The following is a 14,192-nucleotide window of genomic DNA, read 5'->3' as shown; positions in this document are numbered from 1 at the left end:
GAATCCCGGCACCTCAGTTCGACAGCGACGGGCCGTAGAACTCGAACGGGTCGCGGGCCAGGGACGCCTTGACGTGGGCACTCCAGTCGTCGACCAGCACCTCCAGCTTGCCGGCCTCGACACCGTCGAGTACCGCACGGACCACGTCGGCCGGGTCCGTCTTGGGACCGTCGAAGTCGGCCACCATGTCGGTGTCGGCCAACCCCAGGTGCACGCCGGTCACCAGCGTCTTCTGCTTGGCCAGTTCCAGGCGCACGCCGTTGGTGAGGCTCCACTCGGCGGCCTTGGCCGCGCCGTACGCGTTGTCACCGTCGTGGGAGAACCAGGAGACCGCGGAGAGCATGTTGACGATCGCGCCGCCGCCGTTGCCCGCCAGCACCGGCGCGAACGCCCGGATCATGCCGAGGGTGCCGTAGAAGTGGGTCTCCATCTCCAGCCGGATCGTGTCCAGGTCACCGGTGACAAGATTGGTGTGGGTTGAGATGCCGGCGTTGTTCACCAGCAGGTCGACGTCGGTCGCGACCGACGCCGCCGCGGCGATCGACGCCGGGTCGGTGATGTCGAGCCGCAGCGCCTGCACGCCGGGAACGTCGATCGCCTCGGGGTTGCGCGCGGTCGCGTAGACCTTGCTCGCACCCCGTTCGAGCAGCAGTCGGGCGAACTGCCGGCCGATGCCACGGTTGGCGCCGGTGACGAGCGCGACAGAACCGGAAACCTTCATGTTTGCCTCCCTGGTAGGACCTGCCGCTACGCTAAAACCTGACGTTGACGTCAGAGGCAAGTCCCGTGAGCGAGGTCACCGGGAGGAGAGCAGGAACATGCGGATCGGAGAGCTGGCCGAAAAGACCGGGGTGAGCGTCCGGGCCCTGCGCTACTACGAGGAGCAGCAGCTGCTTCCCGCCCTGCGCAGCGAGAGCGGCCAGCGCCACTATCCCGACAGCGCGGTCGAACGCGTCAACCTGATCCAGCAACTGTATGCCGCCGGCCTGGCCAGCAAAGCCATCCTGGAGCTGCTGCCCTGTGTCGACGCCGGGGTCAGCACCCCCGAGTCGATGGCCCGGCTGGTCGCCGAACGCGACCGCATCAACCTGCAGATCGACGGCCTGATCGCCGCCCGCGACCGCCTCGACGCCGTCATCGCCGCCGCCAGCGATTCCGCCAGTTCGTGTTCGTCAGCGCGCGTCGACGCCCAGCGGCGGACCGCCCGGAGCTGACCCGGTCGACCGCTCTCACCAGCAGGAGCAGAGTCCCACCTGATCACCGTAGGTCGTCGAGCACGTCCCGGGTCGCCGCGATGATGTTGGACTGCTGCGCCCGCAACACCTCCCGCCGGCGCTCCAAGTCGTACGTCACGTCGTCCTTCAGCAACAGGGTCGTGGTGACCACAGCATTCTCGGAAAGGACCTTGACCCCGATTCCCATGCCCGCGAGGTTGAGCGTGAGGTATGCCTCCTCCCCCAGGCCCGGCAGCTCCTCCAGCGGCAGGTTGTAGTCAGGAGCTCGGCGCGTCCCCTCCTGCGCTCGCTCTCTAGCCCGATCGAAGGATTTGTAGGCGGTCTCCTCGGGGGGGCCCGCGTCCCCATTCCGAAAAATTGAGACCAGCGCCTGGAGGGAGGGTTTTTCGTCATTGTTTCGTTCCCAGGAACAGGCCGCCGAGAGACCGCCTCGGATATCGAAATAGTCGTCGTCCGCAGTCCCCTCACCGACTAGCCCCGGAAGCCCGGGGAACTCACGGCTGATCGTCGGACACTTTGCACTCAAACCTCTCCAGTGGCCGGATGGTCCCCACGAGTAGGTGGGTACCGGCCCGAAGGTCGAGTCCCCGGGCAAATCAGAACGGACCGGTTCTGGGGTGTCCATCGAGCATGCCGTCAACATCGACAATGCCAGCATGCCAACCACTGCATTCGGACCGAGCCGTTGTGTTCTCATTCTCCCAGTACCCTTCCTCTGAGCCGAAGTAAGCGATGCCTAGACCGTCGCAACCTGTGGCCACTCGCCTCCATCCAAGCCACGGTTGTCTTCCGAACTGCCAGCCAGCTCGATGCTCTGATCCAACACCTCAGACAGACGTCTGGTGAGGTTGATACCGTACTCAAGAGCCTCTGCCACTGTCTGTCCGATGACCTCCGAGAGAGAGTGCAGGGCGAACAGAGCCTGGGGCGCATTCCCTGCGCCGGCCTGCGCCGAATTCGCGATCGCAGCCACGAACGGACCCGATATCGCCGCCACCCGATCCCCGAGTTCGGCGAGGTAGGCGATGTTCTCCTTGCCGACCGAAGCCAGCCACTTGCCCGTGTCTTTCACCTTGTTGTGGGTGTTCGTCACGGCGTTGACCTGGTCCTGCAACTTCTTGTCGTAGGCGATTCGGGCGGGCCCACCCCAGTAGGCAAGGTTGATCCCGCCGTCCATCTCCTCAGGAATGTCAGAAAGTTCGCTGTTGAGCCACGTGACGTAGACGATCGCTCGCTCGAACAGCAGCCCTACAGCTCCGGACTTCTCGACAGCTTCCTGCAACATCGACAGGATCTTGTCGACGCCGACCCTGACCTGCTCCAGCGTCTGCCGTATCTCGTCCAGGGTCCTGGCGACCTCGTCGGTCCACCACTCCACTACCCGAGCCAAGATGCTTCGCTGAACCTCGTTCCTCGCTCTGATCAGAAACGCGTTGACCTCACTGACCAGACGGTTCCACGCGGCGCGAATCTCCTCGAGGAGTTGCACGAGGAGTTCCACTCCCATACGCAACATCTCGAGGGAGCGTGGCATATATTCCGCGGCCGCGCTACCCCCTTGGCCGGTCGAGGGAGTGAGCCGGCGGAGCACACCTTCTTCGCTCATTATCGACGCCTACTCTCCCGTCCAGATCTCTTTGAGGTTGACCGCTGACTCGGCGTCGGTCCGCTCGTACGAGTCGGCCGCTCTCCGTAGGGCGTCACCGAACAGCTCGAACTGTTCCGTAGCCTGCTGGAAGAGCATCGTCAGTTTGCCGTGCATCCGGTCGTAGGTGTCCTTCAGGTCAGCGGCGGTGACCTCGCCGGTAGCCGGGTCGGCAATCAGAAACGACGACTGCGGGAGCGGCAAGGCGGCGGTTGTCTCGCGGACCTTTCCCATCCGTTCGGAGAGCTTGTAGAACTTGTTCGCCTCTTCACGGATCGCATCCGCCGCGATCCGGATCTCCCCGGTCGTGTAGTCGCCCATCAGATCCCCCGAAGATGCGTCAAGCGGGAATAGTCGTACGCCTCCTGCAGCGCGGGGCGGGCATCATCAGCGAGTTGGTTTCCGCCGTACGGACCCAGCCGGTCCTGGTCCACCTCCGCGCCCTGTACGGCCGTCCCGACCACGACGACCCGGAACAGTCCGCGCGGCCCCGACACGATCCGCCGCTGCGGGTCGTCAAGCCTCTGCCGGAGACGCCGGGCGGCTTCCAGGACGGCGAAACCCCGCGCGATCTTCGCCTCGATCGTGCGCTCGAAGTCCGGCGAGTCGAGGTGCGGCACGTCGATCGGCGGGCCCGCGACCTGTGCGGCGAAGTCCGGTCCGGGCGCCGGCTGCGCCTGGTGCCCGTGACGGTTGAGCGCCATCACCGCCACGACCACTTTGGTCCTGGCGTGCTCGAGTGCCTCGAGAACGCCGGCGGCGACTCGTTCCGGCCCCAAGGCTGACCACCAGCCCGGGTCGATCTGCAGATCGAGCAGCGCCCCGGCCAGGTCGACCGTGCAGTGGATTGTCCCGCTGGCGTCGACGCCGTCGATCCGGCTCAGATTCGGGACAGGCGTACCCGGCTGGGTGGCGGCGACAGTTTCCTCCAGGTTCTGGACGAATATCTCCGAATCCTGGGTACGGGCGTCAGGGTCATTCTGGTGGCCGTGCAGCCGCACTGGTCTCTGCTCCTCATGAAGGCTGTCTCTCGGCTCAGCGAGGTAGACGAGACTGGTCGCGGCTTCGCGGCCCCGCCCCGCTACTGTCCGAACAGGTTCCGAAGCATAGTGGAGTAGTTCAATATTGACTGCCCCGTCCCAGCCGATATGACCACTACCCGACACCTATCCATCCGGAACCGGCGGGGCACCGCTCCAAGATCTCAAGCTTTGCGTCGAAACCGTCGTTGGCACGACGGTTTTCGTCCAAGATCTGCGATCTTGAATCGGGTGGAGAGTAGTTGGGGCAGGGCAAACTGACGTACGAGGGCGCGTTCGACCCGAAGACCGACACCGGCGTACGGAAACCTGACCGCACTCACCGTCCAGGTCTCGTACGACGACGGCGCCACCTGGCGTCCGGTACGGCTGAGCGGAAGCGGTCTGCACCGTACCGCACACCTCCGGCATTCCGCCGGATCCGGATTCGTCTCGCTGAGGGCCAGCGCGACCGACTCGGCCGGCAACGCGGTGGGGCAGACGATCATCCACGTCTACGCGATCCACTAAATTGACGGACCGCCCGGGTGGCCGACACTCGGCCATCGGGGCGGAGCGCGATGGCCGATCCCGTGTCCGTACCCGTCCGCCGGGCCGTCGACCTGGGAACACGGATCCGGTCTCGGAAGGCTCGACCGTCATCGAGGCCCGGTCCGGCCGGGGGAGCGGGAGGGCGGCCGGGCCCGCCGAGACCCATTCCTCTAATAACATCGCCCAGTCATGCTGATCCATCGACCGAGGCGGGCCGAATGAGCTGTCCGAAGTGTGGAGAGGTCGCCGAGCCCGGGGCGACGTACTGCCTGCGGCCCGAGTGCGGAGCCCGCCTGCCCCTGACCGACATCGCGGAGCAGGAGGAACGCACCGAAACGGCGGGCGCCCCCGGAAGTGACGCAGCGGACCCCTCGAAGAAGCAGGGCACGACGCCGGATCAGGCCCCGACGGGACCGGGCGACACCGCCGCGAAGCCGGGCAGCCTCGGCGCGAAACCGGGCGACACCGCCACGGGACCGGGCAAGGTCGGCCCGAAACCGGGTGCCGTCGCCGCAGAACCGGCCAGCGCCGCCGCGAAGCCGGGCAGTGGCGGAACACCGCCCGGGAACGGTCCGACGGGCCGGCAGAGCGCCGGAACCGGGCCGGACGACGACGCGATGGGACCAAAGGAGGGCCCGGCGAGACCAATCGGTCGGATCGCCGCCGTCGCCGCCGCCGTACTCGGGCTGATGCTGGTCGGGACGGTTGTCGTACTCGGCCGGGACGATAACCCGGCGCGGCAGCAGGCCACCGTACCGCCGCCGCCCGCACCGGTCGGCCAACCGATGCCGAGCAGTCTGCCGAGCGTCGAACCCGCGCCGACCTCACCGCCGACGAAGCCAGGCGGGTCGGGCCGACCGCGCGACGGCGGCGGGCACGACGACAACCGGGAGCCGGCCGGTGACCGGGAGCCGGCGGACGACACACGACGACCGTCCGCCGACGACAACCAGCCGGAACCGACGCCGAGACGGACGACGAACCCACCGAGGGCGCCCCGGACGCAGGCCCCACCCGCACAGCCGCCGTCCATCACCGCTTCGGCGACGGCAGTCTGCTACGGCGACGGCACCTGGGCGGTACGCATCACTGGACAGGTGAAGAACGGCAGTGCCAGCATCGTGTGGGGATTTGCCCAGGGCGACGACTACGCGTACGTCGGATCGGGCATCGGCAGCGGCACCTCGTTCTCCGGCGAGGTCTACCCGGCGGTCGGCGACAGCGAACTGACCCGCTCGTCCACCAGCTGGTACGTCCAGGCCACCGTCAACGGGAAGCAGATCCACTACCCGACCGGTACGGTCAGTCGTAGCTGCTGACCGTACCGGCCGGCCACCCACCGAGGACGCCCCGGGGCCCGAGCCCATCGAACAGGGCGTTGCCGACACGTCACTCCAGGTGGCGGTGCTCGTCGTCAGATCGCCGTCGTCGACGGTGACGGCGACACAGGCGAGAAATCACATTCGCGCGTGGCGACAGGCGCTCACATACCGGCCCGTGACAGGATGCGGCGTGTCTCCGTTGCGCGCCGCACCCGCTGACGGCTCCCCCAGCGCCGCCGTGCCCTTCGTCGCGGACCTGCACATCCACTCGAAGTACTCCCGGGCCTGCAGCCGCGACCTGACCCTGCCGAACCTCACCTGGTGGGCCCGGCGCAAGGGGATCAGCCTGCTCGGCACCGGTGACTTCACCCACCCGGCCTGGTACGAGCACCTGCGCGAGACGCTGCATCCCGCCGAGCCCGGCCTGCACCGGCTCACCCCGGACGCGGAACGGGAGATCAACCGCAGGTTGCCACCCCGACTGGCGAGTGTCGCCGAGTCCGCCCCGATGCGGTTCATGCTGAGCGTCGAGATCTCCACGATCTACAAGCGGGGCGACCGGACCAGGAAGGTGCACCACCTGGTCTACCTGCCGGACCTGGACGCGGTGGCCCGGTTCAACGCCACGCTCGGGCGGATCGGGAACATCGGTTCGGACGGCCGGCCGATCCTCGGCCTCGACTCCCGCGACCTGCTGGAGATCGTTCTCGAAGCCAGCCCGGACGGCTACCTGGTGCCGGCGCACATCTGGACCCCGTGGTTCTCCGCGCTCGGCTCGAAGTCCGGCTTCGACGCGATCGCCGACTGCTACGCCGATCTTGCCGAACACATCTTCGCCGTCGAGACCGGGCTCTCCTCCGACCCGGCGATGAACTGGCGGGTGTCCAGTTTGGACGCCTACCGGCTGGTCTCGAACTCGGACGCGCACTCCCCGGCCGCACTGGCCCGGGAGGCGACGCAGTTCAGCACCGATCTTGACTACTACGCCGTCCGCGAGGCGCTGCGGACCGGCGACGGGCTGCACGGCACCATCGAGTTCTTCCCCGAGGAGGGGAAGTACCACGCCGACGGGCACCGGCTCTGCGGGGTCAACTGGGAACCGGAACGGACCCGCCAGGCGGGCGGCAGCTGCCCGGAATGTGGCAAACCGCTGACCGTCGGCGTACTGAGCCGGGTCGAGGACCTCGCCGACCGACCGGACGGGCACCGACCGGCAAACGCTCCCCGGGTCACCCACCTGATCCAGCTCGCCGAGATCCTCGGCGAGGTCAACGGGGTCGGACCGAAGTCGAAGACGGTGGAGGGGCAGCTCAACACCCTGGTCGCCGGGCTCGGCGCCGAGCTGGACATCCTCACCGTCACCCCGGTCGACGAGATCCGCCGGGTCGGCGGCGAACTGCTCGCCGAGGCGATCGGCCGGCTCCGCCTCGGCCAGGTCCGCCGGGTGCCGGGCTACGACGGCGAGTACGGCGTGATCACTCTCTTCGAGCCCGGTGAGCTGCCCGGCGGGCGGGGCGGCCAGCAGGCCGACACCCTGTTCGCGGACGCGCTCTTCGACGTACCGGTGCCGAAACCGCGACCGGCGGCGGAACCGAAGGCGGCACCCCGGGCGAAGAGCACGACGGCCGCCACGCCGACCGAACCGACGCCACGGCGGCGGTCGAAGCCGACCGCCCCGGCCGAGCCGGTCCCGCCGCTGCCGCCGGCACCCTCACCACACGAGCCGTTCGAACCGATGCTCGCCGGCATGGAGGAGGTCGGCACCGGGCTGCTCGACCGGCTCGACGCGATGCAGCGGGTCGCCGCGTCCGCCCCCGGCGGGCCGCTGCTGATCGTCGCCGGCCCCGGTACCGGCAAGACCCGCACCCTGACCCATCGGATCGCGTACCTCTGCGCCGAACTGAACGTCTATCCGGAACACTGCCTGGCGATCACCTTCACCCGGCGGGCCGCCGAGGAACTCCGGCACCGGCTCGACGGGCTGCTCGGGCCGGTCGCCGAGGACGTCACCGTCGGCACCTTCCACTCGCTCGGCCTGACCATCCTGCGGGAGAACGCCAAGGCGGCCGGACTGCCGGTCACCTTCCGGATCGCCGACGACACCGAACGGGCGACCGCCAGGGCCGAGGCCGGCGACGACGACGCCACGTACGTCAAACTGCTCCGCGCCGCCGACCTGGTCGACCTCGACGAGCTTGTCACCCTGCCGGTCGAGCTGCTGCGCGCCGACCCGGCGCTGGTCGAGAAGTACCGGGACCGGTGGCGGTGGATCTTCGTCGACGAGTACCAGGACGTCGACGCCACCCAGTACGAACTGCTCCGGCTGCTCAGCCCGGCGGACGGCAACCTCTGCGCGATCGGCGACCCGGACCAGGCGATCTACTCGTTCCGGGGCGCGGACGTCGCGTACTTCCTGCGCTTCTCCGAGGATTTTGTCGACGCCCGGCTGGTCCGGCTGACCCGCAACTACCGGTCGTCGGCGCCGATCCTGGCCACCGCCGTCCAGGCGATCGCGCCCTCGTCGCTGGTCCGGGGCCGGCGGCTCGACCCGGCCCGGCTGGACCCGGAGGCGCCGCTGGTCGGCCGCTACCCGGCCGCCTCCGTCGCCGACGAGGCCGACTTCGTCGTCCGCACCATCGACGAACTCGTCGGCGGCCTCTCCCACCGGTCACTGGACTCGGGAAAGATCGACGGCCGCAACACCGACATCTCGTTCTCCGACATCGCCGTGCTGTACCGCACCGACGCCCAGGCGGCACCGATCCGGGACGCGTTGGCCCGGGCGAACGTGCCGGTGCAGAAACGGTCGCACAACCGGCTGCGGGACCGGCCCGGTGTCTCCGTCATCGCCCGCGAACTGCGGCACGCCGACGGGCTCGGCGGCTCGGTCGCCGCCCGGGTACGCCTCGCCGGCCAGGTCCTCGCGCAGCGGTACGCCGCACCGACCCTCGACGTCACCGGCGGCGTCGGCCCGGAGGACATCTGGTCGGCGGTGGAGGTGCTGACCCCGCTCGCCCAACGCTGCGGCGACGACCTGACGTCGTTCCTGTCCCAGCTCGCCACCGGTGCCGAGGTCGACGCGCTCGACCCACGTGCCGAGGCGGTCACCCTGCTCACCCTGCATGCCGCCAAGGGCCTGGAGTTCCCGGTCGTCTTCCTGGTCGGCTGCGAGGACGGGCTGCTGCCGATGCGGTTCCCCGGCTCGACCCCGACCGACGACGACGTGGCGGAGGAACGCCGGCTCTTCTTCGTCGGCCTGACCCGCGCCCAGGACCGGCTCTACGTCAGTCATGTCGGGCGGCGGCTCCGACACGGGCAGGAGCGGGACTCTTTCCCCTCCCCGTTCCTGGCCGACATCGACCCGGGCCTGTTCGAACGACTCGGCGACACCGCCCCGCGCCGCCCGAAGGACCGCCAACTCCGCCTGCTGTGAACTGTCAGGTGGCGAGCAGCACCGCGCCGAAGGTGCCGACCAGCATCGCCGGACCGTGCGGCAGCGGGTCGTGGCGGCTGATCCGGCGCAGCCCGAGCAGTATCGCGGCGGTGCCACTGGCCAGCAGCAGACCGGCGAGCACGGCGTTGAGCGTGGTCGGCCAGCCGTACCAGCCGGCCGCGGTGCCGAGCAGGAACCCGAGTCGTACGTCGCCGGCACCGAGCCCGGTCGGGGAGGCGAGCACCAGCGCGAGGTAGAGCAGGGCAACGCCGAGTCCGCAGGCCAGCGCGACGCCGAGCCGGGTCGCCGGCTCCCCGGCGAGGACGGCGACGGCGAACAGCAGCACGGTGCCGCCGGTCGCCGGTCCGGTGAGCCGGTCCGGAAGCCGACGTACCGCCACGTCGACCGAGCCGAGCACGATGCCGCAGAGCGCGAGCCAGCCGTACGCGAGCAGTGGCACCGGCTCGTCGATCCGCCAGGCGAGGGCGGCGAGGAGTACGCCGGCGAGCACCTCCACGAGCCCGGTACGGGGGCCGACCCGCTGGCGGCACCGTGCGCAGCGGCCGGTGGGGGACAGCACACCGAGCCGGTGCGGAAAGCCGGGGCGGGGCAGCATCGTGGCGCAGTGCGGGCAGTGTCGCCGCCCCGGTTCACCGGCCGGTACGGCGTACCGGTGGATCTGTCCGCGCAGCGACGGTCCGAGCAGGACTCCGAGGAGCCCGGCCAGGGTCGCCGCCACGCCCGGGGTCACGGTCGGCCCGTTCCACCGTTCGGCGCGACGATTGGCGCGTTTCCGGGAGGTGAGCTCATCGGGGGGTCACGCTACGGTGACCACAGCAATCGCGTAACCGGCGAGTGGCATGCCTCTCACCGACGGCGTACCAGGAGGACCTCCGATGGCTAACTACGGACCGCCGGGCGGGCCGTACCCCGGCTCGTCCCCGGAGCCCTGGCCGCGACCGGACCGGGAGGCCACCGACGAGTACGGTCAACCGGCCGACCCGTGGGGCGGTCAGGACCAGCCCGGTGGGGAGCAGCGTTGGGGCGGCACCCCGTCGTCCGTCCCGCCCGGCGGTCCCGGCTCGCCGGTCAGCCACCCCGGATATCCGTACCAGAGTCCGCCCGGCCAGCCGGGAGCCGGCGCCGGCTATCCGGGCGCGAGCCCGGCCGGCGGCGGCGGATATCCGGACCCGGGCTATCCGCAGACCAGTCGGCACGACGTCGGGTACGGAACCCCGCCGCACCACGCCGGCGGGGCGGTCGGCGCACCGCCCGGTTGGACACCGCCCGAACCCGAGCCGATGTGGGCGCCGCCCGCCGCGGACGCCAACTGGCCCACGCCCCAGCCGGTGCCGCCCCCGAAACGGGGTGGCGGACGGCTTGTCCTCGGGGTCGTCGCGACCCTGCTGGTGTTGGCGCTCGGCGGGATCGGCCTCGGCATCTACCTGTCGGACGGCGAACCGGTGACCCCGACGGTGCTGCCGACCAGCGAACCGACCGGTGCCGTGGTCGAGGGTGAGGAATGGCCGGAGCCGACCGAGCCGGCCCCGACGACCCCGGTGCCGGGGCCGTCCACCGACGCCCGGTTCGTCAAGGCGGGGCAGTGTGTGGCGAACGAGGGCTCGGCCCAGCGGCCGAAGCTGGTGATCGCCGAGTGCCGGCCGAAGACGTACGAGGTGCTGGCCCGGATCGACGAGCGCACCACCGGTGACGCCGACGCCAAGGCCAAGTGCGCGAAGGTGAAGGACTACACCAACTACTACTTCTTCAACAGCGAACTGGACGACCTGGACTTCGTGCTCTGTCTCAGGGAACGATAAGGGTTTCCGACCGGCTCGACGCCGTCACCCAGAATGTGGTGCGGACGTCCGGTGTGGCTGCCACACCTGCCAGCGGGGCACCCTTCGGCGCCCGCCACCCCGCAACTCCTACCATCCCCAGGTCCCGTGTACCAGCCGGAACGCGTGGCCCCGACCCTGGAGCAACATGTCGATCTACGGCTCCCCGAGCCCAGGCCAGCCCGAAGACCCCTACCAGCAGCAGCCGTCGTCGAGCCCGCCGGGTGGCGGCTACCCGCCACCACCCCAGGGCAGCTACCCCGCACCGCCGCCCGGCGGTTACCCGCCGCCACCCGACCCGGCGTCCGGTTACCCGCCGGCACCGGGCACCGGCTACCCGCCGCCGACGCCGGAGTGGGGGCAGCCGGCCAACCCGGGGTACACACCGCCGACCCAGGAGTGGGGACAGCCGCCGACCAGCGGTGGGCCGCAGCAGCCGCCGTACGGGTCGGACCAGCCGCAGTCGGGTCCGCCGGCCGCTCCGTACGGCAGCCCGGCGGCGCCGTACGGTCAGCCGGGTGCGGAGTACGGGCAGCAGCCGGCGGCGCCGTACGGTCAGCCGGGTGCCGGTTACGGCCAGCCCGGTGCCCCGCTCGGCCCGCCGGTCGCGGAGAAGAAGGGCGGCGGCCTGAAGATCGCCCTGATCATCGGCGGGATCGTGCTGGTGCTGCTCTGCGTCTGCGGTATCGGTGGCGTCGTCTGGGCGCTGAACCAGGATGACGACAAGCCGACCGACCCGATCGGCGCGCCGACCCCGTCGGCCTCCGCCTCCGCCCGCCCCAGCAGTACGCCGAGCAAGCCCAGCAACCCGGGTGGCGGCTCGGACGAGGACGACTTCCGCAAGGGCGACTGCCTGGTCAACGAGGGCAGCAACGACGATCCCGAACTGCGTAAGGTGCCGTGCGGTCCGGACACCTACGAGGTGCTCTCCCGGATCCCGTTCACCACGGACGGCGACCGCTGTAAGGACGACCCGATCTTCGGTTCGCCGGACACCGACGTCAACTACGTCTACGACGACTCACTGGACATCGGCGACTTCGTGCTCTGCCTGAAGGAGCGCTGAGCGCTCAGGGCTACCGGGCAGGTACGACAGGAAAAACTAGGGCTGTCTAGCGGATCCGCTAGACAGCCCTAGTTTCTGCTCGACGCGCTGACCCTCCACCCCGGACCGCGACACGCCTACCCCGATCTATCCATCTCTAGCCGGTCGGCTAGACGGACCGATACCGTGCGATACGTGGATCCGGTCCGCAACCCGTACGCGCCCGGCGCCGGCCAGCGCCCACCCGAACTCGCCGGTCGGGGCCGCGAGCTCGAGGTCTTCGACATCGTGCTGGAACGGATCGCCCGGGGCCGCCCGGAACGCAGCCTGATGCTCACCGGACTGCGCGGCGTCGGCAAGACCGTGCTGCTCAACACGCTGCGCTCCCAGGCCATCAGCCGACTCTGGGGCACCGGCAAGATCGAGGCGCGGCCGGACCAGTCGCTGCGCCGCCCGGTCGCCGCCGCCCTGCACATGGCGATCCGCGAACTGGCCCCCCGACACCGCGCCCCGGACCGGATCGACGACTTCCTCGGCGTACTCAAGGCGTTCGCGCTGCGCGCCGCACCGAGCGGTCGGGGTACGGCCGGCCCGGCGAAACTGCGGGACCGCTGGCAGCCGGGCATCGACGTCCCGGCGGCGAGCGGCCGGGCCGACTCCGGCGACATCGAGATCGACCTGGTGGAACTCTTCACCGACGCGGCCGAGGTCGCCGCCGACGTCGGCACCGGCGTCGCGGTCTTCATCGACGAGATGCAGGACCTCGGGCCGGAGGACGTCTCCGGGCTCTGCGCCGCCTGCCACGAACTGTCCCAGCTCGGCGCACCGCTGATCGTGGTCGGCGCCGGACTGCCACACCTGCCGGCGGTACTCTCCGCGGCCAAGTCCTACTCGGAACGCCTCTTCCGCTACCAGCGCATCGACCGGCTCGACCGGATCGCCGCCGACCAGGCGCTCTGCGCACCGGCCGCCCGCGAGGACGTGGAGTACGAGCAGAAGGCCCTCGACCTGCTCTACGAGAAGTCCGGCGGCTACCCGTACTTCGTCCAGGCGTACGGGAAGGCGACCTGGGACCACGCGCCCCGGTCCCCGGTCACCGCCGCCGACGTACGGGTCGCCGCGCCGGAGGCCGAGGCCGAACTGGCGGTCGGCTTCTTCGGCTCCCGGTTCGAACGAGCCACCCCGGCGGAACGCGAGTACATGCGGGCGATGGCCGCGCTCTCCCTGGTCGAGGCGGGCGACGGTGGCGGCGGGGACGACAGCGTCCGGGACGACATGGACGCCGCGGTCTCCACCGCCGAGATCGCCCGGTCGCTGGGCCGCAAACCGGCGAGCCTCTCTCCGGCCCGGGACGCGCTGATCAAGAAGGGCCTGATCTACTCCGGGGAACGGGGCACGGTGGCCTTCACCGTGCCACACTTCGGTCGCTACCTGCGTACCCAGCCGGGTTGACGAGTGCCCACGCCGGCGCCGCGCCACGCGGGCCGGGCCAGGTCCGGCGGCCGGTCCGGCATGCTGGCGTCAGACCTGTGACCAGGGCGGCGGGAACGTCACCTCACCGCGCGGGACCACCGGTTCCGAGCCGTCGACCGAGGGCAGCGGCAGCGCCTGCCACGGGTCACCGAGCCCGGACCACGGGCTGGTCAGGCCGAACCGGGCCGCCGGCGTGAAGCCGAACCGGCGGTAGTAGGCGGGGTTGCCGAGCACCACCACCAACCGCTCGCCGAACTCGGTCGCCGCGTCCAGCGCGGCCTGCACGACGTCCCGACCGTAACCACGGCGCTGCCGGTCGGGGCGTACCGCCACCGGGCCGAGGGCGAGTGCCGGCACCTGGCCCGGCTGCACCCGGACCCGGGTGAGCAGGGCGTAGCCGACCAGTTCACCGTCGACCTCGGCCACCATGGACAGTTCGGGAAGCCATGCGTCACTGCCGCGCAGTGCCTCGACGAGCCGGACCTCGGCCGGTACGCCGCCGTCCGGGCGGGCGAAGGCCAGGGCGACCAGGCGCCGGATCACCGCACTGTCGGACTGCTGCTCCGGTCGCAGCCGTACAGTCGTCACAGGTGGCGACGGTACCGGTACCGCACCATCCAGTCCGTCCCA

At 70.2% G+C, this 14,192-nt stretch carries 13 protein-coding genes; 6 read left to right on the top strand and 7 right to left on the bottom strand.

All coding sequences use genetic code 11. The features are described 5' to 3' along the window. Positions 1–13 precede the first annotated feature (13 nt). Positions 14–721 (bottom strand): SDR family oxidoreductase, encoded by a 708-nt coding sequence (locus ABGB05_RS21170; protein WP_347655185.1) that lies wholly within the window; start codon positions 719–721, stop codon positions 14–16. Between the two features lie 97 nt (positions 722–818). On the opposite strand from ABGB05_RS21170, the gene ABGB05_RS21165 reads away from it, so the two are divergent. Beyond that, on the top strand, positions 819–1,214 hold the full coding sequence (locus tag ABGB05_RS21165) for a MerR family transcriptional regulator (protein ID WP_347655184.1): 396 nt from the start codon (positions 819–821) through the stop codon (positions 1,212–1,214). 43 nt (positions 1,215–1,257) lie between these two features. On the opposite strand, the gene ABGB05_RS21160 is transcribed toward ABGB05_RS21165, so the two are convergent. The 4 genes from ABGB05_RS21160 to ABGB05_RS21145 all read right to left on the bottom strand — a co-directional run bounded on the left by ABGB05_RS21160 (position 1,258) and on the right by ABGB05_RS21145 (position 3,881). Next, positions 1,258–1,422 (bottom strand): hypothetical protein, encoded by a 165-nt coding sequence (locus tag ABGB05_RS21160; RefSeq protein ID WP_347655183.1) that lies wholly within the window; start codon positions 1,420–1,422, stop codon positions 1,258–1,260. A 549-nt stretch (positions 1,423–1,971) separates the two neighbouring features. Continuing rightward, on the bottom strand, positions 1,972–2,736 hold the full coding sequence (locus ABGB05_RS21155) for a hypothetical protein (RefSeq protein WP_347655182.1): 765 nt from the start codon (positions 2,734–2,736) through the stop codon (positions 1,972–1,974). 114 nt (positions 2,737–2,850) lie between these two features. Next, entirely contained in the window at positions 2,851–3,201 is a 351-nt protein-coding gene (locus ABGB05_RS21150) for a type VII secretion target (protein ID WP_347655181.1), read from the bottom strand. After that, positions 3,201–3,881: a hypothetical protein gene (locus tag ABGB05_RS21145; RefSeq protein WP_347655180.1), complete on the bottom strand. Its 681-nt coding sequence runs from the start codon at positions 3,879–3,881 to the stop codon at positions 3,201–3,203. The genes ABGB05_RS21150 and ABGB05_RS21145 overlap by 1 nt, the downstream gene beginning before the upstream one ends. A 788-nt stretch (positions 3,882–4,669) precedes the next feature. Between ABGB05_RS21145 and ABGB05_RS21140 the strand changes: the two genes are divergently transcribed. After that, the gene (locus ABGB05_RS21140) at positions 4,670–5,770 is read left to right on the top strand and encodes a hypothetical protein (RefSeq protein ID WP_347655179.1); all 1,101 of its coding nucleotides are present in this window, start codon (positions 4,670–4,672) and stop codon (positions 5,768–5,770) included. Between the two features lie 193 nt (positions 5,771–5,963). Continuing rightward, positions 5,964–9,206, top strand: coding sequence for a UvrD-helicase domain-containing protein (locus tag ABGB05_RS21135; protein WP_347655178.1), 3,243 nt, complete (start codon positions 5,964–5,966; stop codon positions 9,204–9,206). Positions 9,207–9,210: 4 nt separating this feature from the next. On the opposite strand, the gene ABGB05_RS21130 is transcribed toward ABGB05_RS21135, so the two are convergent. Continuing rightward, on the bottom strand, positions 9,211–9,957 hold the full coding sequence (locus tag ABGB05_RS21130; protein WP_347655177.1) for an A24 family peptidase: 747 nt from the start codon (positions 9,955–9,957) through the stop codon (positions 9,211–9,213). 145 nt (positions 9,958–10,102) lie between these two features. Between ABGB05_RS21130 and ABGB05_RS21125 the strand changes: the two genes are divergently transcribed. From ABGB05_RS21125 to ABGB05_RS21115, 3 genes are all read left to right on the top strand, one after another. After that, positions 10,103–11,026: a flagellar basal body protein FliL gene (locus ABGB05_RS21125; protein ID WP_347655176.1), complete on the top strand. Its 924-nt coding sequence runs from the start codon at positions 10,103–10,105 to the stop codon at positions 11,024–11,026. Positions 11,027–11,192: 166 nt separating this feature from the next. After that, on the top strand, positions 11,193–12,110 hold the full coding sequence (locus tag ABGB05_RS21120; RefSeq protein WP_347655175.1) for a hypothetical protein: 918 nt from the start codon (positions 11,193–11,195) through the stop codon (positions 12,108–12,110). Positions 12,111–12,284: 174 nt separating this feature from the next. Continuing rightward, positions 12,285–13,541: an ATP-binding protein gene (locus ABGB05_RS21115; RefSeq protein ID WP_347655174.1), complete on the top strand. Its 1,257-nt coding sequence runs from the start codon at positions 12,285–12,287 to the stop codon at positions 13,539–13,541. Positions 13,542–13,610: 69 nt separating this feature from the next. On the opposite strand, the gene ABGB05_RS21110 is transcribed toward ABGB05_RS21115, so the two are convergent. After that, complete coding sequence (locus tag ABGB05_RS21110; RefSeq protein WP_347655173.1) at positions 13,611–14,150, bottom strand: N-acetyltransferase; 540 nt, start codon at positions 14,148–14,150, stop codon at positions 13,611–13,613. Positions 14,151–14,192 lie beyond the last annotated feature (42 nt).

It is taken from the genome of Plantactinospora sp. B5E13 (genome assembly GCF_039871775.1).
Taxonomy (GTDB): Bacteria; Actinomycetota; Actinomycetes; order Mycobacteriales; family Micromonosporaceae; genus Plantactinospora.
The sequence above is the reverse complement of the archived record's forward strand: the minus strand, read 5'-3'. Positions and strand labels throughout refer to the sequence as shown.